23 protein-coding genes are annotated in these 23657 nt (G+C 62.6%); 10 read left to right on the top strand and 13 right to left on the bottom strand.

Annotated elements, in window-relative coordinates; translation table 11 throughout:
* From pdxA to lptF, 5 genes are all read right to left on the bottom strand, one after another.
* Nucleotides 1–898: 4-hydroxythreonine-4-phosphate dehydrogenase PdxA (pdxA, locus tag KF827_RS17715; RefSeq protein WP_291008267.1), on the bottom strand; the 898-nt coding region annotated here is incomplete at its 3' end.
* A 29-nt stretch (nucleotides 899–927) separates the two neighbouring features.
* Nucleotides 928–2211 carry a peptidylprolyl isomerase gene (locus KF827_RS17710; protein ID WP_291008264.1) on the bottom strand — a complete coding sequence of 428 codons (1284 nt, stop codon included), beginning with the start codon at nucleotides 2209–2211 and terminating at the stop codon, nucleotides 928–930.
* 17 nt (nucleotides 2212–2228) lie between these two features.
* Complete coding sequence (locus tag KF827_RS17705; RefSeq protein ID WP_291008261.1) at nucleotides 2229–4403, bottom strand: LPS assembly protein LptD; 2175 nt, start codon at nucleotides 4401–4403, stop codon at nucleotides 2229–2231.
* A 3-nt stretch (nucleotides 4404–4406) separates the two neighbouring features.
* Nucleotides 4407–5501, bottom strand: a complete 1095-nt coding sequence (lptG, locus tag KF827_RS17700) for an LPS export ABC transporter permease LptG (RefSeq protein ID WP_291008258.1) — start codon at nucleotides 5499–5501, stop codon at nucleotides 4407–4409.
* Complete coding sequence (lptF, locus tag KF827_RS17695; RefSeq protein WP_291008255.1) at nucleotides 5501–6631, bottom strand: LPS export ABC transporter permease LptF; 1131 nt, start codon at nucleotides 6629–6631, stop codon at nucleotides 5501–5503. The genes lptG and lptF overlap by 1 nt, the downstream gene beginning before the upstream one ends.
* Nucleotides 6632–6783: 152 nt before the next feature.
* Here lptF and KF827_RS17690 point away from each other — a divergent pair, with 152 nt between their 5' ends.
* From KF827_RS17690 to KF827_RS17680, 3 genes are all read left to right on the top strand, one after another.
* A complete protein-coding gene (locus KF827_RS17690; RefSeq protein ID WP_291008253.1) occupies nucleotides 6784–8283 on the top strand; it encodes a leucyl aminopeptidase in 1500 nt (499 codons plus the stop codon).
* Between the two features lie 13 nt (nucleotides 8284–8296).
* Nucleotides 8297–8743: a DNA polymerase III subunit chi gene (locus tag KF827_RS17685; protein ID WP_291008251.1), complete on the top strand. Its 447-nt coding sequence runs from the start codon at nucleotides 8297–8299 to the stop codon at nucleotides 8741–8743.
* A 66-nt stretch (nucleotides 8744–8809) separates the two neighbouring features.
* The gene (locus KF827_RS17680; protein ID WP_291008248.1) at nucleotides 8810–9880 is read left to right on the top strand and encodes a hypothetical protein; all 1071 of its coding nucleotides are present in this window, start codon (nucleotides 8810–8812) and stop codon (nucleotides 9878–9880) included.
* Between the two features lie 196 nt (nucleotides 9881–10076).
* Here KF827_RS17680 and KF827_RS17675 read toward each other — a convergent pair whose 3' ends face one another.
* The 7 genes from KF827_RS17675 to KF827_RS17645 all read right to left on the bottom strand — a co-directional run bounded on the left by KF827_RS17675 (nucleotide 10077) and on the right by KF827_RS17645 (nucleotide 14779).
* Nucleotides 10077–10520 (bottom strand): hypothetical protein, encoded by a 444-nt coding sequence (locus KF827_RS17675; protein ID WP_291008245.1) that lies wholly within the window; start codon nucleotides 10518–10520, stop codon nucleotides 10077–10079.
* A 19-nt stretch (nucleotides 10521–10539) separates the two neighbouring features.
* Nucleotides 10540–10983: a hypothetical protein gene (locus tag KF827_RS17670; RefSeq protein WP_291008242.1), complete on the bottom strand. Its 444-nt coding sequence runs from the start codon at nucleotides 10981–10983 to the stop codon at nucleotides 10540–10542.
* A gap of 12 nt (nucleotides 10984–10995) precedes the next feature.
* On the bottom strand, nucleotides 10996–11217 hold the full coding sequence (locus tag KF827_RS17665) for a hypothetical protein (protein ID WP_291008239.1): 222 nt from the start codon (nucleotides 11215–11217) through the stop codon (nucleotides 10996–10998).
* Nucleotides 11198–11827 carry a hypothetical protein gene (locus KF827_RS17660; RefSeq protein ID WP_291008236.1) on the bottom strand — a complete coding sequence of 210 codons (630 nt, stop codon included), beginning with the start codon at nucleotides 11825–11827 and terminating at the stop codon, nucleotides 11198–11200. The genes KF827_RS17665 and KF827_RS17660 overlap by 20 nt, the downstream gene beginning before the upstream one ends.
* A gap of 111 nt (nucleotides 11828–11938) precedes the next feature.
* Nucleotides 11939–12700 (bottom strand): alpha/beta hydrolase, encoded by a 762-nt coding sequence (locus KF827_RS17655; protein ID WP_291008233.1) that lies wholly within the window; start codon nucleotides 12698–12700, stop codon nucleotides 11939–11941.
* Complete coding sequence (locus KF827_RS17650) at nucleotides 12700–14247, bottom strand: benzoate-CoA ligase family protein (protein ID WP_291008230.1); 1548 nt, start codon at nucleotides 14245–14247, stop codon at nucleotides 12700–12702. Before KF827_RS17650 ends, KF827_RS17655 begins: the two co-directional genes overlap by 1 nt.
* Before the next feature lie 64 nt (nucleotides 14248–14311).
* On the bottom strand, nucleotides 14312–14779 hold the full coding sequence (locus tag KF827_RS17645) for a flavodoxin domain-containing protein (protein ID WP_291008227.1): 468 nt from the start codon (nucleotides 14777–14779) through the stop codon (nucleotides 14312–14314).
* Nucleotides 14780–14865: 86 nt separating this feature from the next.
* Here KF827_RS17645 and KF827_RS17640 point away from each other — a divergent pair, with 86 nt between their 5' ends.
* The 5 genes from KF827_RS17640 to gpt all read left to right on the top strand — a co-directional run bounded on the left by KF827_RS17640 (nucleotide 14866) and on the right by gpt (nucleotide 20053).
* Nucleotides 14866–15852, top strand: coding sequence for a helix-turn-helix transcriptional regulator (locus tag KF827_RS17640; protein ID WP_291008224.1), 987 nt, complete (start codon nucleotides 14866–14868; stop codon nucleotides 15850–15852).
* A 50-nt stretch (nucleotides 15853–15902) separates the two neighbouring features.
* On the top strand, nucleotides 15903–17564 hold the full coding sequence (gene boxC / locus KF827_RS17635; protein ID WP_291008222.1) for a 2,3-epoxybenzoyl-CoA dihydrolase: 1662 nt from the start codon (nucleotides 15903–15905) through the stop codon (nucleotides 17562–17564).
* A 12-nt stretch (nucleotides 17565–17576) separates the two neighbouring features.
* Complete coding sequence (gene boxB / locus KF827_RS17630) at nucleotides 17577–18989, top strand: benzoyl-CoA 2,3-epoxidase subunit BoxB (RefSeq protein ID WP_291008219.1); 1413 nt, start codon at nucleotides 17577–17579, stop codon at nucleotides 18987–18989.
* Between the two features lie 65 nt (nucleotides 18990–19054).
* On the top strand, nucleotides 19055–19513 hold the full coding sequence (locus KF827_RS17625; protein WP_291008217.1) for a thioesterase family protein: 459 nt from the start codon (nucleotides 19055–19057) through the stop codon (nucleotides 19511–19513).
* Between the two features lie 18 nt (nucleotides 19514–19531).
* Nucleotides 19532–20053, top strand: coding sequence for a xanthine phosphoribosyltransferase (gpt, locus tag KF827_RS17620; protein WP_291008215.1), 522 nt, complete (start codon nucleotides 19532–19534; stop codon nucleotides 20051–20053).
* A gap of 263 nt (nucleotides 20054–20316) precedes the next feature.
* Here the strand turns inward: gpt and ndk are convergent, their stop codons facing one another.
* Nucleotides 20317–20739: a nucleoside-diphosphate kinase gene (gene ndk / locus KF827_RS17615; protein WP_291008213.1), complete on the bottom strand. Its 423-nt coding sequence runs from the start codon at nucleotides 20737–20739 to the stop codon at nucleotides 20317–20319.
* A 118-nt stretch (nucleotides 20740–20857) separates the two neighbouring features.
* Between ndk and KF827_RS17610 the strand changes: the two genes are divergently transcribed.
* Both KF827_RS17610 and KF827_RS17605 read left to right on the top strand, forming a co-directional pair.
* Complete coding sequence (locus KF827_RS17610; protein ID WP_291008211.1) at nucleotides 20858–22759, top strand: ABC-F family ATP-binding cassette domain-containing protein; 1902 nt, start codon at nucleotides 20858–20860, stop codon at nucleotides 22757–22759.
* 230 nt (nucleotides 22760–22989) lie between these two features.
* A partial coding sequence (locus tag KF827_RS17605; RefSeq protein ID WP_291008208.1) for an extracellular solute-binding protein occupies nucleotides 22990–23657 on the top strand: 668 nt, incomplete at its 3' end.

Here is a 23657-nt window from a genome sequence, read left to right as displayed (position 1 = left end):
CGGGCGAGGCGCGCAGGATCGGCAGGCCCAAAGTCACGTTCACGCCGCGCTCGAAATCCAGCGTCTTCAGCGGGATCAGGCCTTGATCGTGATACATGCAGATTGCGGCATCGTAGCCGGCGCGGGCTTCGGCGTGAAACATGGTATCCGGCGGCAGCGGCCCGAAGGCATCGATACCGGCAGCCCGCAAGGCTCGCACAGCCGGGGCCACGATTTCGGCATCTTCATGGCCCATGGCGCCAGCCTCGCCGGCATGGGGATTCAGCCCGGCAATCGCCAGCCTTGGCGCGGCAATGCCGAAATCGCGCCTAAGCGCGGCATCGGCAATCCTGGCAACGCGCATGATGCCGTCGCTGTTCAGGCTGTTGATCGCCTGGCGCAGCGATACATGGATCGAAACCAGCACCACGCGCAATGCAGGGTCTGGCGCATGGGCCGCCAGCATCATCACCGGATGCGGCACGCCGCACAGATCGGCGATGAATTCGGTATGGCCGGGATGCTTGAAGCCGGCGGCATAAAGCGCGGCCTTGTGGATCGGATTGGTCACCACCGCACCGGCTTCGCCGGCCTGCACCAGGGCCACGGCGCGTTCGATGGCGGCAATGGTCATCGGCGCATTGGCGGCATCGGGTTTGCCCGGTTGCGGCTTTGCCGCCAGCCGGATCGGCAGCACCGGCAAGGCAGTGGCAAAGGCTGCGCCGGTTTCCGCCGGTTTGGCAATCGGTTGCATCGGCACGGCCAAGCCGATGCGCCGGGCCGCATCGGCCAGATGATCGGGATCGGCGAGGATGAAGAAGGGCGGCAGCGCGGCCGGGCTGCGTTGCAGCCAGGCCTTCAGCGCGATTTCGGCGCCGATGCCGGCCGGCTCGCCCATACTCAGGGCAAGCGGCGGCATGTTATCTGCGGGTGCCATGGTTCCGCGCTTCAGCGGAATTCGATCGTGGCATCGCGGCGGAGATCTTGCAGATAGCGCTGCGCGGTCAGGACCAGCCGCTGATTATACAATGTGGTGCGGATCTGTTCGCGGTCGAACCCATCCTTGGCTTCCTCGCGGTCGCACACGGTGAACAGATGCACGGCGCGCGGCGTCACCACCGGCTGCGAGGTTTCGCCGGCCTTGAGGTCGGTCACGGCATTGCGGAAATTCTCCGGCAAGTCGCCAAGCCGCACATTGCCCAGGCTGCCCGAGCCGGTCGCCTTCAATTCCTGCGCCAGCGCATCGATGTCGCCGCAGCTGCCGATGGTTTCGCGCACGGTACGCGCCAGGCTGGTCACATTCTCCACATCGCGCTGGGTTTGAGTCTGCGGCAGCCCCAGCATGATCTGCGACAGCGTCATCTTCACGTCGTTGGTATCGGTTACGGCGATGCGGCGGCGGTCGCGCAGCAGCACGATATGATAGCCGCCCAGCGCGCGGATCGGTTCGGAAAGCTGGCCGCGATCCAGTTTGCTGGCGGCGGCTTCGATATCCTCGTCCAGCGTGCCGCGCCGCACCCAGCCAAGGTCGCCGCCGGCCGATGCCGTGCTGCCACGGCTTACCTGACGCGCAAGGGCGGGGAAGGGTGCGCCGCCGCGCAATTGTTCCAGCACGCGCTCGGCGGTCTGCTTGGCTTCCTGTTCCTGATCGGGACTATCCACCGGGATCACGATTTCGGCCAGCAATTCCTCGGTCTGGCCGGCGATGGATTTCAGCCTCTGGATGGCTTCGTCCACTTCCTTGTCGGAAATCGTGCCGCCGGAAACGTTGAAGCGGGCACGCACCAGGCGGGCGCGGGTAAGGTCGGCGCGTATCTGGCCGATCATCACTTCGGAATCCAGGCCTTGGCGGGTGAATGTGTCGGCAAAGCTGCCCGGCTGCAGATTCATCTGCCGCTCCAGCAGGGCGATGGCGCGATTCACATCCTCGTCGCTCACCGTGATGTTGCGCTTCTTGGCCTCCTGCATGAACAGGCGTTCGTCGATCAGCGCGCGCAGCGACTGGTCGCGCAGCGCGCGGCGCAGTTCGGGTGAATCGCGCATGCCGGTGGTGGCGAGCGTGATGCGCATGCGCTCGATCACATCGCGCGCCGAGATCACGTCGTCATTCACCACCGCCACGATGCGGAGGGCGTTTTCCTGCGCCTGCCCGGGTGCCGATTGCAGGGGCAGCAGCGGTATCTGGGTCAGCAGGCAGCAGGCAATCAGGGCGAGGCGGCGAAAGGTGGACATGATCTGCTCCGCGCGGCTCAATTGAAATTCGCAAGCCGGAAACGCAGCCCCACCGTGGTGGCGGGCTGAATGTCTCGGTTCACGGTGAAGGTGCGTTCGGCGAACAGCATGATGTCGAAGCACTCGTCGGTGTAGCGCAGGCCCAGGAAGTTTAGCAGCGAGCCGCCATTGTCTCCAAGGTCTCGGATATGGCGGCCTTCCACGCTCCAATATTGCCCGATTTGCGCCCGGAAACCGCCGCTGATGGCTTCGCGTTCGCTGAGGCCGCTTTCAAAGGCGCCGCCGCGCAGGTCGGCGTAAGTGGCATTGAAGCGCAAGGATTTCGGGCCGATCGCTACGGTGGTTTCGTGCCGCTGCACCGACAGCGAGCTGTTCGGGCTCAGGCGCATGCGGTTGGTCAGGCTGATATAGCTGTTGGGGGCCAGCGTGAGGCGGCTTACGTAATCCGAAAGCTGGTCGCTGGCGCCGGTGCCATAGCCCAGCGTGTCGTCCTGTTTGGCGCGCAGCGATTGCGCCACCATCAATTCGGAATAGCCGCCGGCGCTGCCATAGACCGCGCCGCGCATGCCATAATTCACCCGCGGGCCGCCATCGAAGCGATCCTGGCCGGGAAAGCGGTTGATCGAGAACAGGTTGGTTTCGTCGAATTCGAAGCTGAGCGAATCCTCGTTGGGGATGTTGCGTGGGTTGCCGCCATAAGGCGAAACCACCACGCCCAGGATCGGCTCGATCAGCTGGCGGATGGTGCCGTCGTCGCGCACCAGCGGATAGCGCCAATCCAGCGCCACGATGGGGATGGCCCGCATGGCGAATTCGGCATCGCGCTGGTCGGTGCGCAGGAAGGGCTGTTCGTAGAGTTCGTTCACCCAATAGCCATCGGTCTTCAGCGCGGCGGTGGCGGTGTAAACCTCGCCGCTGGGCGCGAAATACGGCTGGCTGTAGGAGATGGTGGTGGAAAGCCGGCGGGTATCGGTGCCGCCGGTGCGGTACAGGGCGGCCAGGCCGGCATCCACTGCAAAGCGCCCGCCATGGGAATTCGGTTCGCCCACCATCGAATAATCCAGCAGCGGCACGGCAAACGGCGTGGTGGCATTGTCGTCGCTGGTGCGCAGGCCCTGGAAGCTGAAGGCGTTGGCGGCGAAGAAATGCCGGTTGTTCAGCGACTCGCTGTATACGCGGCTGATCAGCGTGTTGCCGCTGCGGTTGGGAATCTGATAGCGCGACAGATAGGTATCGTCGGAGGCGCGGAAGATGTTGAAGCCGTAGGTGGTGTCGTCGCCTGAGCGGAAGGCGCCGTCGGCACGGAAATGGCCGCGCCAGAACTGGTCGGAGGTGCGCTGGCCCACGGCATCGCGGGCATAGCTTTGGGTTATCGATGCATCCATGCGCAATTCGCCGCTCTTGGTGCGCAGGTTGTATTCGCCCATCAGGAAGCCGCCTTCCTTCTCGGAATATTGCGGCGTCAGGGTCAGGTCGCTGGCTTCATCGATGGCGTAGAAATACGGCGTGCGGGCGGTATAGCCGAAGAAGTTGTTGGTGAAGGCATTCGGCGTGAGAAAGCCGCTCTTGCGCTTCACGGTCGGATCCGGATGGCTGAAATACGGCAGATACAGCACAGGGATGCCGAACAATTCCAGCGTGGCGTCGCGGTAGACCATTTCCTGCGCCACCTGGTCGTGCACCACGGTGTTGCCCTTCACCTGCCACAGCGGCGCGCGCTGCGGATCGGTGGCGCAAAGCGAACAGGCAGTATACACCGCCTTGTGCATCACCGTGCGGTTGCCGTCCACACGTTCGGCGCTGGCGGCCGCAGCCCGCGAATTGTCTTCCAGCAGCATGCTCACATCGCGGATGAAGCCGTTGCGCATGCTGTCGGTGAGTTCCATGTAATCGGCGAACAGCACGGCGCCATCGGGCTGCATCACGCTCACATTGCCGCTGGCAACCACCTTGCCGTCGCGCTCGGAATAATTCACCAGATCGGCCAGCAGGGTGCGGCCTTCCTGCACCAGCTCCACATTGCCTTCGGCGGTGATCTGCCCGAGATTCTGATCGTATTTCAGCGAGTCCGCGGTCATCAGCACAGGCTGGTTGGTGGCAGCCAGCTGTTGCTGGGCCGTGCCAGGCACAGCCCATTGCGTGGCGCAAATCAGCGCTGCCAGTCCCGCCCATGCCGCCCGCCAGCCGCGCATCGTCTAGCCGTCTTCCATATGGAAAAGCAGCGAGATACCCAGCATCAGGCAGATGCCGGTCGGGGCCCAGGCCGCCAGGCCAACCGGCAGGGTGCCGTTGAGGCCGAAGGGCTGCACCAGTTCGATGCTGAAATACAGCAGGAAGCCCACGCCCACGCCCAGGCCAAGCAAGGCGCCGGTGCCGCCGCGCCGGGTGAGGCGCAGGCTGAAACTGGCGGCGATCAGCAGCATGGCGCAGAGCAGCAGCGGCACGGCCAGCAGGGTTTGGAAATGCAGCCGGTGGCGCAGCGCCGAAAACCCGGCGGTTTCCATCGCCGCGATGAAAGACGGCAATTGCCAGAACGAGATCGTGCTGGGCGAGGCGAAGCTTTCCTGGATGCGGTCGAAGGTCAGCGTGGTGGGAATGCGCATGATCGCGGCGGTTTCGCCGGCGCGGTCGGGATAGCTGGTGGTGGCGTCGCGCAATTCCCAATAGCCGTCGCGCAGATAGGCCTCCGATGCATCCACGCGGCGCACGAAGCGGTCGGTGCCCTCGTAGTAGAACAGGATCACATCGCGCAATTCCACGCCCTGCTGGGCCACGCGCAGCGCATGCACCACCACCTGGCCTTGGGCATCTGCCTCGCGCAGCCACAGGCCGGTGCTGGAAACCGCCAGCATACTGGCGCGGCCGCGCAGTACCTTGGCCTCTATCGCCTCGTAGCGTGCCAGCATGGCTGCCGATAGCGGATTGTAGACGGTGATCACGAAACCGCCGATCAGCAGCGCCAGGATCAGCGCCGGGGCCAGGAATTGCCACACCGATACGCCGGCGGCGCGGGTGACGGTGAGTTCCTGGCTGCGGGTGAGGCGGCTCAGCGCCAGCATGCCGCCGAACAATGCGGCGAACGGGATCAGCTTGATGGAGAGATTGGGCAGCCGCAGCAGCGACATGGCGAACACGGTATCCAGCGAGGCATCCACCCGGCCCGAGGCGCGGCGCAGCAATTCCACCGTATCGAAGCTGTAGGCCAGCACCACCAGCACGGAAAACACCACGGCAATCGCCATCAGGTATTGCCGGCCGAGATAGTAGGCGAGGGTCCAGGAGATGCGCATCACTCCGCCCCCCCCAATGCCGCCAGGCCACCATGCGGGGCGATCTGCCGGTTGGGTTCGCGCAACAGCCACAGCGCAATCAGCATCGCCAGCAGCGGCACGGCATACATCGCAACGATCAGCGTTGGGGTCCTGGTGGCGATCTGCGCCACGCCCAGGCTCAGCACCTGCAGCACGATGCCCGCGCCGGCGGCCGAGATCAGGCGGCGGCCCTGGCCGCGCCGGTTGAATTCGCCGCCGATCACGCCGGCGATGGCGATCAGCATCAGCGCCGGCACATAAAGCGGCGACACCAGCCGGCGGTGGCCTTCCACCAGCAGCTTGTTGCGGTTGTTCACATCATCGAGATTGTTCATGTCGGGATAGAACAATTCCGACAGGAAGCGTTCCTGCGGTTCGCGCCAGCCTTCGGTTTCCGGCTTGATATAGAGATTCAGGTCCAGCGCATATTCGTTGAAATACAGGATGCTCAGGCCGCGCCGGCCGGGTTCCACCTGCTGGCGGTTGCCATCCACCATCAGCAGGCGCGGACCCTGCTGGGTCAGCACCAGGGCGGCACGCGCGGCCATCATGGTGACTGGGCGGTTGGCATCGCGGCTGTCATGCACCAGGATGCCCTTCATCTCGCCCGATGGCTCGCGCTCGCGCACATAAACCGTCAGGTTCGGCGAGGGGGTGTTGAACACGCCTTCCAGGATCACCATGCTGGCCAGGCTGGAGCGGAATTCGAATTGCGTGGCGCGCAGCGTGCGCGAGGAGAGCGGGCCGATATAAAGCCCGATGGCATAGAGTGCGGTCATCACCAGTATGGCCACCAGCATGGCCGGCCGGGCCAGGCTGTAGCGGCTGAACCCCGAGGCCGACAGCACCACCAACTCGGAATCGCTGGCCAGCCGGTTATAGGCATAGAGCGTGGCGCAGAAGGCGGCGATCGGCAGGATGATGCCGGTCACGTTGGGCAGCACCAGCATGGTGAGATAGAAAAACGAGCCGAATCCCAGATTGTTATTCACGATCCGGTCGATGAAGCGCAACGATTGGGTCAGCCATATCACCCCGGCCAGGGTGAGTGTGGCGAAAAGCAGCGGCCAGGCAATCTGGCGCAGGATATATTGGGTGATGCCCCGCATGGGCCCGGAGTATAGCCAAAACGCGACTCAGCGCCACCCATGCCGGGCGTATTCCGCTTATTTGCCAGGGAGTTCTGGGTTGATTGATCCGGGCCGGACGGGGCCGCTATAGTGCGGGGCATCGCAACCATTCGAACCCCGGGATTCGCGCAATGAAGATCGATTTTGCCGCTTTGGTCCGCCCCAAGCAGGGCGTGCTTGTCCTTACCGCCGCCGAAGGCCGCAAGCTGGGCCAGTTCGCCCAGGCGCTGGACAAGACGCTGGGTGGTGCCATCGGCCGCGCCCTGGCCGGTGCGCCGCGTTTCACCGGAGCAAAGGGCCAATGGCTGGAAATCGTCGGTCCCGGCGGCGGTTTGGGCCGGATTCTGCTGGCAGGCCTGGGCAAGCCGGCCGATCTGAAGGCGGAAGCCTTTGAAACCGTGGCCGGCGACGCCGTGCGGCGTGCCAATGCCACCGGCGATGCCACCCTGGCGGTAGCCATCGACCTGCCGGCCGGCGCCAAGGCCGCGCCCGCCGAGGCTGCCGCGCGCGCCGCGCTGGGCCTGCGCCTGGGCGGCTACCGGTTCGACAAATACCGCACCAAGCTGAAGGACACCGAGAAGCCCTCGCTGAAATCCGCCCTGGTGCTTACCGAGGCGGTGGCGGCTGCCAAGCGTGCCTATCAGCCGCTGGCCGCACTGGCCGATGGCGTCACGCTCACCCGCAACCTGGTTTCCGAGCCGGCCAATGTGATCTACCCGGAAAGCCTGGCCGCCGAATGCCGCAAGCTGGCCAAGCTGGGCGTGAAGGTGGAAGTGCTGGGCGAAAAGGCGATGAAGAAGCTGGGCATGGGCGCCCTGCTCGGCGTCGGCCAGGGCAGCGTGCGCGAATCGCAGCTGGTGGTCATGCAATGGCTGGGCGGCAAGAAGGGCCAGGCGCCGGTCTCTTTCGTGGGCAAGGGCGTCTGCTTCGATACCGGCGGCATTTCCATCAAGCCGGCTGCCGGCATGGAAGGCATGAAATGGGATATGGGCGGCGCCGGCGCGGTGATCGGTGCCATGGCCGCCCTGGCCGGCCGCAAGGCCAAGGCCAATGTGATCGGCGTGGTGGCGCTGGTGGAAAACATGCCCGATGGCAATGCCCAGCGCCCGGGCGATATCGTCACCTCGATGTCTGGCCAGACCATCGAAGTGATCAACACCGATGCCGAAGGCCGGCTGATCCTGTGCGATGCCATGTGGTACACGCAGGAACGCTTCAAGCCGCAGATCATGGTGGATCTCGCCACGCTCACCGGCGCGATCATCATGTCGCTGGGCCATGAGCATGCCGGCCTGTTCGCCAATAACGACGAGTTGGCCGAACGCCTGGCCGCCGCCGGCAAGGGCGAGGATGAAAAGCTGTGGCGCCTGCCGCTATCGGAGGCCTACAACAAGGCGCTGAATTCGCCCATCGCCGATATGCAGAATATCGCCGGCCCGGGCGCCGGCGCGGGCTCCATCACGGCGGCGCAATTCCTGCAGCGTTTCGTGAAGGACGGCACCGCCTGGGCGCATCTCGATATCGCTGGCACCGCCTGGAGCAATGCCGACAAGCCCACGGTGCCAAAGGGCGCCACGGCTTTCGGCGTGCGCCTGCTCAATCGCCTGGTGCAGGATCATTACGAGGGCTGATGGCGCCACGGCGATGACGGAGGTTCTCTTCTATCACCTTACCCGGCGGCGGTTGGAGCAGGCCTTGCCAGACCTGCTCGGCCGCTGCCTGGAGCGCGGCTGGCGCGCGGTGGTGAAATGCGGCACACCGGAACGCGCCGAAGCACTGAACGGCGATCTCTGGACCTTCGACAAGGCGGCCTTCCTGCCGCATGGCATCGCCGCCGATGGCTATGTCGAGCGCCAGCCGATCTATCTCACGGCGGGTGACGAACGCCCCAACCAGGCCGAAGTATTGTTCCTGGTGGATGGCGCCGACACCGCCGGGCATGGCGATTACCAGCGCGTCTGCGATATATTCGATGGCAATAACGACGATGCCGTGCAGGCAGCGCGGGAGCGCTGGAAAGCCGCCAAGGCCGCCGGCCACGCGCTCACCTACTGGCAGCAAGGCGAACGCGGCTGGGAGAAGAAGGCGTAACGCCTGGATCGTTTCATCACAGCCTTGTTGCTTGCCGGACATCGCGCCCTGGTGAATGCTGCGCGCATGCGTTTCCTTGCCCTGCTCTTGATCTCTCTGCTTGCCGCTTGCGCCGCCTTGCCGCCATCCGCTATCCCGGCCGCAGTGGAAGTGCCGCGCGAAAATATCATGCTGGCTTCGGCGCTTTCTGTGGATGCCGCTAATAACCGCGTGACCTTGCCGCTGTTCAAGGGCGAGGTCGGCGGCAAGACCGTCTGGTATATCGTTACGGATTCATCGGACCGCGCGGATGCCATGCAGCGCGGTGTGGTGCATGCGCCGCTGCTGGCGCGCGCCGGGCTGGTGGCGCAGGTCAGCCAGCGCGGCGACGCAACGGTATTTCCCGCCGCGCCGGATTTCAGCCCAGCCCGCCGCTATGTTGCCGCGCCGGGCAAGGATTTTCCGCCCGCTTCCGTGCAGCCCGGCGCGGTGGCGCGCCCCGGTTATACGCCATTCGTGCGGTTCGCGGGCCAAGACGCGCCGGTTTTGAATGCACCGATCATGGCGGTGGGCGAGGGGCCGTTCGATCTTGCCGGCCATGGCGACGTGATGGATCGCGTGCTGGCCATCGATACGGCGCGGCGCACCGTCACTCTGCTGCTCAGCCGCGGTTTCGCCGAAGGCAAGCGCGTGCTCTATATTTCCACCGATGCGTCCGATCCGGCGGCAGCTGTGCTGGAGCGCGCCACCTATGTGCCGGGGCTGGATGTCGGCGATGCCGATATCGGCTTGCTGGTGATGATCAATGGCCGCGCCGGGAGGGATGATATAGAGGTGCAAGGCCTGGACTATTTCATCGGTCGCGGCGGCATGGCGCAGCCTGCGCGGTTTGCGCAGTCGCATCGCTTGGACGCGCCGGGAAATATTCTCACCGCGATTCCGCGCGGACCCACCGCCAGCGGCTATTCCCCGCTCTGGAGCATCTCGATGTTGCAATGGAGCGCGGCGGCCAAGGCGACCGGGCAGGATCGTCGCCAGACCGATCAGGCCGCGATCTACCGCCTGTTACAGCAAGGCGCGCTGTCCGGCCCAGGCGGCGCGCCCTTAGCGCCGGCCGGCTTCGTGGTGAATTGCCCGGTGATTGCGATCCTGGATTAACCGGGAACCGAACGCGCGCTCACCTGCTGGCAGCAGCGCGATCGAATGATGGAAACTGGAATACATCGATGCTGTAGGCCGCGACGCCGGCAAACCTCCAGCTTTCCTCGGTTTGCAGGTATTTCGCCTTTCATGTTTGGAAAATGTCTCATCATTAAGAGTGTTGTTTTTGAATGATGAAAGCTGGGTATGAGGCCTAATTGCTGTATTCAATATAAAGCCTGCCGTCTCGCCCCAGTGTTGCAGTCTCTGAGCTGGTGGTGTCAGTTCTGCGGCTCAACCCACATCGTGGGGGAGGGGGCATCAATTCCGGTTCGATGGCCCAGCCTGAAGAATCTTCAATGGCGCCGAATGCAATGGCATGGCGGGCAATCTGATTGCATTTGTTGATGAAAGTGGCCTCGTCAAAAGCGGGGAACTGGAAGACAAAAGCATGATAGCTGCCTGGCCCGCCGGTTGCCCATTCCGACTTTGAAATAACGAATGTTGCTTTGCTGGCATCAAGGCCCGAGATGGCTTTGGCAACCCGCCGATACTGGTAGAGTTGATATTGTTCATAGGCGAGCCAACCCAATGCAATCGCGGCGATAAAGCCCAGCAGGTGAAAGGGCTTTCTGACGATTTTATAAGTCTTGTGCATCGGGTTCTAGCATTTGAATCTATTCTGCCGTTTCCACATAAAGGTCTCCGCCGCGCCCCAGCAAGGCGCGCTGAACGCCTGCGCTGGGCAGGGTTTGGGATAAGCCGCAGATCGGCGGTTTTGGCACGAATTCCGATACGATGCCGTATGTCGAAACAGCTATTTGCGCGCCAAACGTGATGGCGTGGCGGGTAATTTGGTGGCACATCCTGGCAAACGTCTCATCGTCAAATGCCGGAAGCTGGAATACATAGGCGCTGTAGCCGCCAGGTCCGCCGATGGACCATTCCGATTTCTTATGCACAAGATTCGCTTCCGATAGATCAAGGCCAGAGAGCCGTTCCGCAAATCGCCGATGTCCTGAATTTTGCCATTGCTCAAACATGTATGAGCCGACTTTCCAGGCCAGTATGGCCCCGAAAACGGTGATAAGAAGCAGAAATATACGGCGGCGGTTTTTCATGGCTTCACATATTTACCAAATGCGATGTGGAAGTTTTTTTGCTCCATTTACATTTCCCGCGATATCGACGGCGCGCGTTTTGAGTTCAAGGTCTAAATCCCGCTCGCCGAAATCTTTCCAATCGAAATTATAGTAATCATAAAAACCCACGGGTTGGCCCGCCATGTCGAAGAAAATAAAGGCGTTGCCAAAGGCCAGTCTATATTCTGGTGACTTATAGAAGATCACCTGCATTCCTAATGAGCTTTTCCCCATCTGGTGCGACGACAATTGTTGTGTTTTTCTCATCGATAACGTCTGGTCGTTTCGAAAAATCGATGATTTTAGCGAAGCGATCTTGATTGAGTTGAATATCTCCTTTTCCCAACCAATAATTCTCGAACAGTTTCTCCGCGAAATCCGATCCGGTCTGTTCGCGGATGAAATTGCCCATAATCCCTAGGTCCGGCTTGGGTGAGCCATCACGTCTCTGCATGCCTGCTGGTTCAGCCTTCATACCGGCGCTTGTCCCGCTGCCGGGCCGGCCACGGGTATGGGCGCGCACGGCGACATCCTCGCCATCGCGGTCCTGATGATAGGCGCGTACATCGATTTCGCCGCCGGCGCCCCCGTTCAACCGGGCATGTTCGGCTTCCAGGTCGGCAAGCCGGCCTTCGCGCGGCGCGGTGCGTTCCATGCGGCCGGAAGCGTCGCGCCGTGTGGTGGGGTATAGCAATTCAAAGCCGCGCTCCACGGCTTGCTGATAGGCTGGGTCGCGTTGGCGCGGGTGCCAATAGCGTTTATCGCGCATCATCGCTTGCAAGGCGTTTTCGGTGAGCGGATCGGGAAGGGGAAGCAGCGTCATGGGAGCCTCTATTGATTATTTAGAGACATAATAGAGAACATAATGTGAATTATTAAACACTTTATTGAGTGTATGTGGCGGAAATACGACTTATGGGGGATTTTTTTCGACTCACACCAATCCGGCCACAAACGCTTGCAACGCAGCCAGCGTTTCCGCCGGTTTGTCGCGCTGCGGGGAATGGCCGCATTCGGGCAGGATCAGCTTTTGTGCGCCCTGCACGCGGGCCATGATGCAATCTATCTGCGCCAGCGTGCCGTATTCGTCGGCCTCGCCCTGGATGGCCAGCAAGGGTTTGTCGATAGCATCGAGATAGTGCTCGATGTTCCACTGCCGGAAGTCGGGATTGAGCCAGCTGTCGCACCAGCCATGAAAGGCGCAATCCACGTTCGTGCCGTGATACTTCATCAATCGGGCGCGCAGGTCGCCTTTGCGATAGGCAATATTGGCGGCGGCAATCGAGCGAATGGAAATATCTTCCGCGAAGCTATGCGGCGCCATTACAGCAAGGCCGCGCAAGCCGGGGCGTGAACTTCCCGCATGGATCAGCGCAATCGACGCGCCATCGGAATGGCCGATCAGGATGTAATCATCGATGTTCAGCGCGCGCAGCAGATCGGGCAGGCCATGCTCGGCTTCGTCATGCATATAGGTGATCGGCCGGGGCAGGGCGCAGGGGCTGGAGCCGCCATAGCCGATGCGGCTGTAGACCAGCGCCGGCAGGCCGCAGGCCTGCGCCACTTGCGCCGGAAAGTCGCGCCATTGCGCCACGCAGCCCAGGCCTTCATGCAGGAAAACCAGCACAGGCTTATCCCGCGCGCCCGGGATGAATTGATATTCGACATCGCCGCCGGGCAGCGTAACGCTTTGCATCAGCGCAACTTGAACCGCTGGATCTTGCCCGTTGCGGTCTTGGGCAATTCATCCACGAATTCGATCCAGCGCGGATATTTGTAAGGCGCCAGGCGCTCTTTCACGAAAACCTGCAGGCTTTCGATCAACACGCCATCGCCGCTGATGCCTTGTTTGGTTACCACATAGGCTTTCGGCTTGATCAGCCGGTCGGCATCTTCATGCGCCACCACGGCCGCCTCCAGCACGGATTCATGGGCCAGCAGGGCGGATTCCACTTCGAACGGCGAAACCCAGATGCCGCTCACTTTCAGCATGTCGTCGGATCGGCCAGCGTAAGTGTAATAGCCATCGGCATCGCGGATATATTTGTCGCCGGTGCGGGTCCAGATGCCCTGGAAGGTGGCCAGGCTCTTGGTGCGGTTGTTCCAATAGCCGGTGGCGGAGGAATAGCCGGCCACCAGCAATTCGCCGATCTCGCCGTCCTTCACGTCCTGGCCGTGTTCGTCCACCAGCCGCAGATCGTAGCCCGGCACGGCCTTGCCGGTGGTGCCGAAGCGCACATCGTCGGGCCGGTTGGACAGGAAGATATGCAGCATCTCGGTGGAGCCGATGCCATCGAGAATGGTGACGCCGAACCGCTCCTGCCAGCGTTTGCCGATATCCTCGGGCAGCGCCTCGCCGGCCGACACGCAATGGCGCAGTTTCGCCGAGCCCTGTTCGCGGCCCAGCGTATTATCCGCCAGGATCGCGCCATACAGCGTCGGCACGCCGTAGAAGATGCTGGGCTGATGATCCTTCAGGCGTTGCATCACTGCTTGCGGCGTCGGTCGTTCGGCCATCAGCAATGCGGTGGCGCCCACATGCAACGGGAAGGTCATGGCATTGCCCATGCCATAGGCGAAGAACAGCTTGGCGGCCGAGAACACGACATCGTCTTCGCGGATGCCCAGCACCTCCTCACCATACAGCACCGCCGTATGCGCCAGATCGCCATGCAAATGCATGGTGCCTTTCGGCTTGCCGGTGGAGCCCGACGAATACAGCCAGAAGCCGATATCGTCGGGCGTGGTGGGTGCGGGGTCCAGTTGATCTGATTGCTGCTGCAGCAAGGCTTCCAGCGGCGTGATGGTGGCCGGCACCCGGCCCGAGATCAGCACCTGGCGCAGATAGGGCTGGTCGGTCACGATGGGGCGGAATTTCTCCAGCAACGCATCGGATACCGCCAGCGCCACGGCGCGGCTGTCGCGCAGCAGGAAATCGTAATCCTGGGTGGTGAGCAGGGTATTCACCGGCACCGGCACGGCGCCGATCTTCATGGCGCCGAAGAACAGCGCCGGGAAATCGATGCCATCCAGCAGGGCCAGCATCACGCGCTGTTCGGGCTGCACGCCCAGCGACCGCAGCAGGTTGCCGGCGCGGTTCACCCGGGCGGTCAGTTCGGCGTAGGAATAGCGGCCCTTGTCGTCGATGAAGGCGATTTTGTCGCCGCGGCCTTCTGCGCTATGGCGGTCGATGAAATGGCTGGCGGCATTATAACTGCGCGGCAAATCCAGCAGACGCGGCATCGTTTCCCACCCCTTAGATCATCTTATGAAAAAGGCCGCCGTTCCCGGGCGGCGGCCCTGTCCGTCAAGCTGCCTTGGCCAGTGGCTCCAGCAGCTTGATCCATTCGTCTACCCAAACCAGGGCATCATCTTCCGCCATGGTGCCGCCCGAGGCGTTATGCTCCAGGCGCTCGCCCACCAGGGTGGCGCCGCAATCGCGCAGCACATCCTCGAACTGCTTGCCGCCATGGTTGAACGTATCGATATAGGTGCTGTCGCCCAGGCCGATCACACCCACCAGCTTGCCGGCCAGGTCGGGCTTGCTGCCGGTCAGGTCGGCATGGAAGTCGCGGGCATTGTCAGGTACGTCGCCCTGGCCATAGGTGGAGGTGCAGATCAGGAAAATGCCCGGGCGCTGAAACACGTCGGCCTTCAGGCTGTCCATCAACAGCACATCGGCCTTGTGGCCGTCGGCTTCCAGCTTCTTCTTGATATCGCCGGCCACCAACTCGGCCGTGCCGGTCATGGTGCCGACGAGAATGTTGAAGTCCATGGTACTGACAACCTCCTTGTGCTGGGCTCGAAATATAGCGCATAGTTTTCTGGCGCTCCAGCCAAAAAAGCACTATAATGCATGTTATGACCAAGGCATCGAAACGGAACGAAAAAACCGCCCTCAAACCTGCCATTGCGGCGGATGATGCCGGGTTGGCAATGGTGGAAAATGCCAGACCCGCCGCAACGGCGGAAGATGATAGCACATTTCTGGCAGCGGTTGGCGAGCGTGTGCGCAATGCCCGTGCGCGGCGCGGCATGAGCCGCAAGATACTCGCCCGTGATTCCGGCGTGTCGGAACGCTATCTCGCACAACTGGAAACCGGTAGCGGCAACATCTCCATCCTGCTGCTGCGCCAGATTGCCCGGGCGATGGATCTGCCCATGGTGGATTTCCTGGCGGATCGCACCCGCCATGGCGTGGAGCAGGCGCTGCTGCTGAATCAGATCGACGAACTCTCGCCCGCCCAGCAGCAGGAATTGCAAAGCCTGATCCGCGAGCGTTTCGGCGTGGCGCCCAGCGTGAAACGCCATGTGGCGTTGATCGGTTTGCGCGGCGCCGGCAAAACCACCTTGGGCCATGCGCTGGCCGCCGCACTCGGTTTGCGTTTCATCGAGATGGCGAAGGAAATCGAAGCAGAGGCGGGGCTGAGCCTGAACGAGATTTTCGATCTCTACGGCCAGGCCGCCTATCGCCGCTTTGAACGCCGGGCGCTGGAGCGTATCACCGCTTCCACGCTGCCGGCGGTGATCGCCACCGGCGGTTCGCTGCCATCCGAACCGGCCACCTTCGCCCATCTGCTCAGCCATTGCTTCACCATCTGGTTGAAGGCGCGGCCGGAAGAGCATATGGGCCGGGTGATCGCCCAGGGCGACATGCGCCCGATGGCCGGCCATGGCGAGGCGATGGCCGATCTCAAGCGAATCCTGGCCCAGCGCGAGGCGCTGTATGCCAAGGCCGATCTGGCTTTCGATACCGCCGGCAAGGCCAGCGAACAGGCCGCGGTGGATCTGCTGGCAGCCCTGCAACGGCATCCGGCTTGGTTGGCAAACCTGCAAAATAATTCTTGATCGCGGCATTTCATGCATTATAATGCGTTTCATCAAAGGGGTGAAACGTCATGGCTGAAGCGCAGCTCAACAATCTTGTCGATTTCCGCACCGATCCGTCCCGCTACAAGCATTGGAAGCTGAGCGTCGATGGTCCGGTCGCCACCTTGGCGATGGATGTGCGCGAAGATGGCGGCTTGCGGCCGGGCTACGAACTCAAGCTGAATTCCTACGATCTTGGCGTGGATATCGAACTGCACGATGCCGTGCAGCGCCTGCGCTTCGAGCATCCGGAAGTCGGCGCGGTGGTGCTCACCTCGGCCAAGGAGCGGGTATTCTGCGCGGGCGCGAATATCCGCATGCTCAGTCAGTCGAGCCATGGCTGGAAGGTCAATTTCTGCAAATTCACCAACGAGACCCGCAACGGCATCGAGGAGGCCTCTGCCCAATCGGGCCAGGTTTATATCGCCGCCGTGAACGGCCCCTGTGCCGGCGGCGGCTATGAATTGGCGTTGGCCGCCGACCGCATCATCATGGCCGATGACGGCAACACCGCGGTGTCGCTGCCCGAAGTGCCGCTGCTGGCCGTGCTGCCGGGTACCGGCGGCCTGACGCGGCTGGTGGACAAGCGCATGGTGCGCCGCGACCGCGCGGATTTTTTCTGCACGCTGGAAGAGGGCATCAAGGGCAAGCGCGCGGTGGATTGGCGCCTGGTGGATGAAGTCGTGCCGCGCACCAAGCTGAGCGAGACCGTGCAACAGCGCGCCGCCGAAATCGCCGCGAAATCCGACCGCCCGCGCAACGCCAAGGGCATCGCGCTGCCCATACTGGAACGTAGCATCACGGAAAACGAAATCCGCTACGGCCATGTGCAGGCCAAGCTGGATCGCGCCAAGGGCATCGCCGAAATCACCGTGCATGCGCCCAAGGTGCAGCCGCCCAAGCTGGATGCCATCGATGCCGGCTTCTGGCCGCTGGCGCTGGCACGCGAGTTGGACGACCTGGTGCTGCATCTGCGCACCAATGAAGACACAACCGGCATGTGGGTGATCCGCACCGAGGGCGATGCCGATCTGCTTGCGGCCCATGACGATTTCATGGAAGCCAACAAGGATCATTGGCTGGTGCGCGAAATCCGCCTGTTCCTCAAGCGCGTGCTGAAGCGCGTGGATGTGTCGTCGCGCACGGTGTTCGCGCTGGTGGAGCCGGGTTCCTGCTTTACGGGCACGCTGCTGGAATTGGCGCTGGCCGCGGATCGCACCTACATGCTGGATGGCCAGTTCGAGGGCGACAATCGTCCGCCCGCCACCCTGCGTATGACGCAGGCGAATTTCGGCGCCTATCCGATGGTGAACGGACTGACCCGCCTTGCCAGCCGCAACCTCGATAACCCTGCGCATGTCGACGAACTCAAGCGCCATATCGGCAAGGATATCGAGGCCGTCGATGCCGACGAACTCGGGCTGGTGACTTTCACGCCCGACGATATCGACTGGGAAGACGAGGTGCGCATCGCCATCGAGGAACGCGCGGCTTTCTCGCCCGATGCGCTCACCGGCATGGAAGCCAGCTTGCGCTTCGGCGGGCCGGAAACCATGGAGAGCAAAATCTTCGCGCGCCTCACCGCCTGGCAGAACTGGATTTTCCAGCGCCCCAATGCGGTGGGCGAACAGGGCGCGCTCAAGCTGTACGGCACCGGCCAGCGCGCCGCGTATGATCGCAAAAGGGTTTAGGAGGACATCGCAATGGGCATCGACTACATCTCGCGTATCCCCAACAACGTCAATCTTTCCGACAACCGCCGTCTGCAGCGCGCGCTGGAGGAATGGCAGCCGAAATTCCTCGATTGGTGGCAGGATATGGGCCCCACCGGCTTCCAGGCCCGCGAGGCGTATCTGCGCACCGCCACCAGCGTGGATGCGCAAGGGTGGGCCACGTTCGGCTATGTGAAGATGCCCGATTATCGCTGGGGCATTTTCCTGGCCGAGCCGGAAGCCGAGCGCAAGGTGAATTTCGGCGACCACAAGGGCGAGCCGGCCTGGCAGGAAGTGCCTGGCGAATATCGCGGTGTGCTGCGCCGCCTGATCGTGACGCAAGGCGATACCGAACCGGCTTCGGTGGAACAGCAGCGCCTGCTGGGCCAGACCTGCCCGTCGCTTTACGATCTACGCAATCTCTTCCAGGTGAATGTGGAAGAGGGCCGCCATCTCTGGGCCATGGTGTATCTGCTGGATGCCTATTTCGGCCGCGATGGCCGCGAGGAAGCCGAAGCCCTGCTGCAGCGCCGCTCGGGCGACGACGACAAGCCGCGCATCCTCGGCGCCTTCAACGAGAAGACGCCCGACTGGCTCAGCTTTTTCATGTTCACGTTCTTCACCGATCGTGATGGCAAGTATCAGTTGGCATCCTTGGCGGAAAGCGGTTTCGATCCGCTGTCGCGCACCTGCCGCTTCATGCTCACCGAGGAAGCCCACCACATGTTCGTGGGCGAAACCGGCATCAGCCGCGTGATCCAGCGCACCTGCGACGTGATGCGCGATTTCAAGACCGACGACGTGCGCAAGCATGGCGTGATCGACCTGCCCACCTTGCAGAAATACCTCAACTTCCATTTCTCGGTGTCGTTGGATCTGTTCGGTTCGGAAATCTCCACCAACGCCGCCAACTATTACACGATGGGCATCAAGGGCCGTTACGAGGAAGCCCGCATCGGCGACGACCACAAGCTGACCGATGCCAGCTACAAGGTGCTTGAACTGCACGGCGACGGTTTCCGCGAGAAGGAAGAGGCGGCGCTGATCTCGCTGAACGAACGCCTGCGCGACGATTACGTGGCCGATTGCGCGCGTGGCGTGATGCGCTGGAACCAGGTGATCAAGCGTGCCGGCATCGATTTCGAGTTGAAGCTGCCGCATCGCGCCTTCCATCGCCAGATCGGCCAGTTCTCGGAATTGCGGGTAGACCCCCAAGGCCGGGTGATCAGCCAGGCCGATTGGGATGCCCGCCACCATGCCTGGCTGCCCACCGAGGAAGACCGCCTCTATGTGATCAGCCTGATGCGGCCGGTGACCGAGATCGGCAAATTCGCCAATTGGATCGCCCCGCCGCAGCGCGGCATCAACAACATGCCGGTCGATTTCGAGTATGTCCGGGCGTGAATAGCGGGGGTGCCCTGGCCGGCACCCCTTCATTTTTACGGGCTGGCTCCGTATGATCCGGCCCCATGAACAGCGAATCCGCCTATACGCCAGACCATCCGTTTTATGCCGCGCGTATCGTGCAATGGGGCGAATGCGACCCTGCCGGCATGGTCTACACCACCCAATTCCTGGATTACGTGATGGAGACCCTGGAAGCCTTCTGGCGCCAGGTGGTGGGGTTTGATTTCCAGCAATTGCATCTGCGCCATGGCCTGGGCGCGCCCACTGTCAGCTCGCATCTGGATTTCCAGCATGCGCTGAAGGCCGGCGAGCCGTTCCGGGTGGAATTGCGCATCAAGGAAATCCGCCGCGCCACCATCCGGTTCGATTTTCGCGGCGTGAACCAGGCAGGCATAGTCTGCTTCAGCGCCGATCATGTTTCCTGCATCGTGAATGCCGCCAAGCTGAAGTCGGAAAGCATTCCGCCCTTCATCCGCGAGCCGATGCAGGCCTATCAGCAGGCAACGACAAAACAGCAATAGAGCGGGGGGCTCTGCCGCATGACCACCGAAACCCACGGCTATACGCGTTTCTTCCCGGTGTCGTGGGAAGAGCTGCACCGCCATTGCAAGGCGCTGGCCTGGCGCCTGCACGACAGCGTGCAGAGCAAAGGCGGCAAGTATAAGGGCGTGGTGGCGGTCACCCGCGGCGGCATGGTGCCGGCGGCCATCGTGGCGCGCGAATTGAAGCTGCGGGTGATCGAAACCATCTCCTGCTCGCTCTACGACGAACTGGGCCGCAACGACAAGGTGAACGTACTCAAGCCCGCCACGGCGGCCTTGCCCGATGCCGGCGAAGGCTGGCTGATCATCGACGATCTGGTGGATACCGGCATCACGGCCAAGGCGGTGCGCGAAATCCTGCCCAAGGCGCATTTCGCCACCATCTATGCCAAGCCCTCGGGCCGGCCGATGGTGGATACCTATATCACCGAAGTGAGCCAGGATACCTGGATCCTGTTTCCTTGGGATCAGGAAGCGGTGATGAGCAAGCCCATCGCCGATCTGCGCGGCGCGGATTAGCGTTCCTATCGCCCGTCTCCGTGAGGCGCCATTCCCGGGATAGGCCCGAGGCTGAGGGTTTTGATCCGGCTTTCCATTGAGCGTCACCCTCGGATTCATTCCGAGGGTCCATCGTTGCACCTCCGTGCCATGTCAGGCATGGACCCTCGGAACAAGTCCGAGGGTGACGATGAGAGTGAGCAGTCAACACCGCGCGGCGACAGTGGACAACAAAAAAGGCCGGGGTACAGCCCCGGCCTTTTCGTGTTTCACGTGAAACGGTATCAGCCGACGATTTCGGTGCCGGAGAAGAAATAGGCGATTTCCACGGCTGCCGTGGCCGGGGCGTCCGAGCCATGCACCGAGTTGGCTTCGATACTCTCGGCGAATTCCTTGCGGATGGTGCCCGGCGCGGCATTGGCCGGGTTGGTGGCGCCCATCACTTCGCGATACTTGGCGATGGCATTGTCGCCTTCCAGCACCTGCACGACGACGGGGCCGGAGATCATGAAGCCGACCAGATCCTTGAAGAACGGACGCTCCTTGTGCACGCCGTAGAAGCTCTCGGCCTGGGCCGTGCTCATCCAGATGCGCTTCTGCGCCACGATGCGCAGGCCGGCGGCCTCGATCTTGGCATTGATGGCGCCGGTCAGGTTGCGGCGGGTGGCGTCGGGCTTGATGATGGAGAAGGTGCGTTCCAGGGCCATTGTTTTGCGTCCTTGTATGAAAAGCGGGCGGTTACCATTGCCCGGAAAATTCTGGCGGGTATATAGAGGCTTCGTTTCCATCCCGCAACTGTCTGGCCCTCCCTCCCTAGTCACGAACATGTTGGTTTTCCGCGACATAACCTGCCGGCTGGCTGGCCGCACCCTGCTTGAGGGGGCATCCGCCACGATTCCGGACGGCCATAAGGTGGGTTTGGTGGGGCGTAACGGCACCGGCAAGTCCACTTTGCTGAAAATCATCTGCGGCGAGATCGGGCTGGAATCCGGCAGCGTGGAGATGGGTGAACGCACCCGTATCGCCAAGCTGCCGCAGGAGCCGCCGGGCGGCAGCCAGAGCCCGATCGAGTATGTGCTGGCCGCCGATACCGAGCGGGCCGCTTTGCTGGAAGAGGCCGAGACCGCCACCGATCCCGACCGCGTGGGGCATATCCATTCGCGGTTGGCCGATATCCAGGCCCATACCGCGCCGGCCCGCGCCGCCATCATCCTGGCCGGCCTGGGCTTCGACGAGGCCGGGCAGAACCGCGCGCTCGACACTTACTCCGGCGGCTGGCGCATGCGCGTGGCGCTGGCGGCCACGCTGTTCATCGAGCCCGATCTGCTGCTGCTGGATGAACCGACCAACCATCTCGACCTGGAAGCCGCGCTGTGGCTGGAAGGCTATCTGCGCAATTATCCGCGCACCTTCCTGCTGGTCAGCCACGACCGGCATTTTCTCAACAACGCGGTTGAGCATATCCTGCATATCGACCACGGCAAGCTGGTGCTGTATCGCGGCGATTACGACAGCTTCGAAGCCGAGCGCCGCGCCAAGATGGCGCAGCAGACCGCGATGGCCCAGCGCCAGGAGGCCGCGCGCAAGCATTTGCAGGCTTTCGTGGATCGCTTCCGCGCCAAGGCCAGCAAGGCCAGCCAGGCGCAAAGCCGCCTGAAGATGCTGGCCAAGATGCAGCCGATCTCGGCGGCGCTGGAAGACCCCACGGTGATCTTCAAGCTGCCGGAGCCGGACGAACTGGCGCCGCCGATCATCACGCTGGATAATGTGAGCGTGGGCTACGAGCCCGGAAAACCCGTGCTGCGCAAGCTGAATCTGCGCATCGACATGGAAGACCGTATTGCCTTCCTGGGTGCCAACGGCAACGGTAAATCCACGCTCGCCAAGCTGCTGGCCGGCGCGCTTACGACAGATGGCGGCAAGCTGTTCAAGGCCGGCAAGCTGCGCATCGGCTATTTTGCGCAGGACCAGGAAGATGTGCTGGATGCCAACCGCACGGCGATCCAGCATCTGCAGGAATTGCTGCCCGATCTGCCGCCGATGCAGATCCGTGCGCGGCTGGGCGCTTTCGGCCTCACCCAGAGCAAGGCCGAGACGGTGGCCGGCAAGCTTTCGGGCGGCGAGCGCGCGCGGCTTTTGTTTGCCATGGTGACGCATCACAAGCCGCATCTGCTGATCCTCGACGAACCGACCAACCATCTGGATATCGATACCCGCGATGCGCTGGTGCAGGCGCTGAACGAGTTTTCCGGCGCCGTGCTGCTGGTGAGCCATGATCGCCATCTGGCCGAGGCCTGCGTGGATCGTTTCCTGCTGGTGGGCGATGGCACGGTTGCGGCTTTCGATGGCGACCTGGACGATTACGCCAAGCTGCTGGCCGACCGCCGCAAGGGCGTGAAGGAGACGGCGCGCGAGGCTGCTGGCGAGCCGCTGTCGAAGACCGACCGCAAAGCGGATCGCCGCCAGGCCGCCGAGGCGCGCAAGGCGCTGGCGCCTTTGCGCAAGGCCGTGAAAGACGCCGAAACCGCAATGGCGAAGCTGACCGCCGAGCGCAATACGCTGGATGCCAAACTGGCGGACCCGGACACTTATACCAAGCTCAGCCCCGCCGATCAGAGCGCGCTGAGCAAGCGCCATGGCGAAGTGCTGCGGCTGATCGAAGACCAGGAAGAAGCCTGGCTGAACGCCCAGGCCGAGTTGGAAGCCGCGCAGAGCGACGCGGCTTAAGGTCGCACTCCACCGCCGGGCAGCGGCCGCGTGAAGCAGGCGCGGGGAGTGTTTCACGTGAAACAAACAGGAACGCTTCTCAACTAGCCGGTATTTTTCCGGTTTCCCGGCTTCACGACAGCGTGATGCCGTCAATTCGGGCTGCGACTTAGTCTCACTTGCTGGATGCCTGCGCTTCCATTACAAGATCAATGAAAGTCATTCGCAATAATAATGCAGGAGCGAACTCTATGCTGTCCCGTCATCTTTCCGGCCGTCCGGCATTGCGTCATCTGTCGCGCAGGGGCCTTACCCTTGCGGGTCTGCTGCTGGCTTCGGCGATGGCGCTGCCGGGTCTTGCCCAGGCGCAGTCTGGCGATCTGAACCTGTATTCCTCGCGTCACTACGATACCGACGAGGCGCTCTACACCAATTTCACCAAGAAGACCGGCATCAAGATCAACCGCCTCGAGGCGCGCGAGGATGAGTTGCTGCAACGCATGAAGGCCGAGGGCGACAAGAGCCCGGCCGACGTGCTGATCACCGTGGATGCCGGCCGCCTCTGGCGCGCCCAGGAGATGGACCTGTTGCAGCCCACCAAGTCGGCGGCGCTGGAGAAGGCCATCCCGGCGCATCTGCGCGAGCCCGATGGCTATTGGTTCGGCTTTTCCAAGCGCGCCCGCGTGTTCGTTGTGAACAAGACCAAGGTGAAGCCCGGCGATATTGCGCGCTACGAGGATCTGGCCGATCCGAAGTGGAAGGGCAAGGTGGTGATCCGCTCCTCCACCAATGTGTATAACCAGTCGCTGGCCGGAGCGATGCTGGCAACCTTGGGCGAAGCCGGCGCCGAAGCCTGGGCGCGTGGCGTGGTGGCCAATCTGGCCCGTGCGCCGAAGGGCGGCGATACCGACCAGATCAA

The sequence above is a fragment of the Ferrovibrio sp. genome (genome assembly GCF_019636075.1).
GTDB lineage: Bacteria > Pseudomonadota > Alphaproteobacteria > Ferrovibrionales > Ferrovibrionaceae > Ferrovibrio.
Note: the sequence above shows the minus strand (reverse complement) of the source record. Positions and strands in the feature narration are given on the sequence as shown.

What these genes read in the sequence shown, in the direction of transcription:
- KF827_RS17655 (WP_291008233.1), bottom strand. Translation starts at nt 12,700, where the DNA reads ATGCAAAGCGTTACGCTGCCCGGCGGCGATGTCGAATATCAATTCATC.
- KF827_RS17680 (WP_291008248.1), top strand. Translation starts at nt 8,810, where the DNA reads ATGCGTTTCCTTGCCCTGCTCTTGATCTCTCTGCTTGCCGCTTGCGCC.
- boxB (WP_291008219.1), top strand. Translation starts at nt 17,577, where the DNA reads ATGGGCATCGACTACATCTCGCGTATCCCCAACAACGTCAATCTTTCC.
- KF827_RS17610 (WP_291008211.1), top strand. Translation starts at nt 20,858, where the DNA reads ATGTTGGTTTTCCGCGACATAACCTGCCGGCTGGCTGGCCGCACCCTG.
- boxC (WP_291008222.1), top strand. Translation starts at nt 15,903, where the DNA reads ATGGCTGAAGCGCAGCTCAACAATCTTGTCGATTTCCGCACCGATCCG.
- KF827_RS17650 (WP_291008230.1), bottom strand. Translation starts at nt 14,247, where the DNA reads ATGCCGCGTCTGCTGGATTTGCCGCGCAGTTATAATGCCGCCAGCCAT.
- gpt (WP_291008215.1), top strand. Translation starts at nt 19,532, where the DNA reads ATGACCACCGAAACCCACGGCTATACGCGTTTCTTCCCGGTGTCGTGG.
- KF827_RS17640 (WP_291008224.1), top strand. Translation starts at nt 14,866, where the DNA reads ATGACCAAGGCATCGAAACGGAACGAAAAAACCGCCCTCAAACCTGCC.
- lptG (WP_291008258.1), bottom strand. Translation starts at nt 5,501, where the DNA reads ATGCGCATCTCCTGGACCCTCGCCTACTATCTCGGCCGGCAATACCTG.
- KF827_RS17685 (WP_291008251.1), top strand. Translation starts at nt 8,297, where the DNA reads ATGACGGAGGTTCTCTTCTATCACCTTACCCGGCGGCGGTTGGAGCAG.
- KF827_RS17705 (WP_291008261.1), bottom strand. Translation starts at nt 4,403, where the DNA reads ATGCGCGGCTGGCGGGCGGCATGGGCGGGACTGGCAGCGCTGATTTGC.
- KF827_RS17710 (WP_291008264.1), bottom strand. Translation starts at nt 2,211, where the DNA reads ATGTCCACCTTTCGCCGCCTCGCCCTGATTGCCTGCTGCCTGCTGACC.
- KF827_RS17660 (WP_291008236.1), bottom strand. Translation starts at nt 11,827, where the DNA reads ATGACGCTGCTTCCCCTTCCCGATCCGCTCACCGAAAACGCCTTGCAA.
- lptF (WP_291008255.1), bottom strand. Translation starts at nt 6,631, where the DNA reads ATGCGGGGCATCACCCAATATATCCTGCGCCAGATTGCCTGGCCGCTG.
- KF827_RS17675 (WP_291008245.1), bottom strand. Translation starts at nt 10,520, where the DNA reads ATGCACAAGACTTATAAAATCGTCAGAAAGCCCTTTCACCTGCTGGGC.
- KF827_RS17690 (WP_291008253.1), top strand. Translation starts at nt 6,784, where the DNA reads ATGAAGATCGATTTTGCCGCTTTGGTCCGCCCCAAGCAGGGCGTGCTT.
- KF827_RS17625 (WP_291008217.1), top strand. Translation starts at nt 19,055, where the DNA reads ATGAACAGCGAATCCGCCTATACGCCAGACCATCCGTTTTATGCCGCG.
- KF827_RS17645 (WP_291008227.1), bottom strand. Translation starts at nt 14,779, where the DNA reads ATGGACTTCAACATTCTCGTCGGCACCATGACCGGCACGGCCGAGTTG.
- ndk (WP_291008213.1), bottom strand. Translation starts at nt 20,739, where the DNA reads ATGGCCCTGGAACGCACCTTCTCCATCATCAAGCCCGACGCCACCCGC.
- KF827_RS17665 (WP_291008239.1), bottom strand. Translation starts at nt 11,217, where the DNA reads ATGCAGGTGATCTTCTATAAGTCACCAGAATATAGACTGGCCTTTGGC.
- KF827_RS17670 (WP_291008242.1), bottom strand. Translation starts at nt 10,983, where the DNA reads ATGAAAAACCGCCGCCGTATATTTCTGCTTCTTATCACCGTTTTCGGG.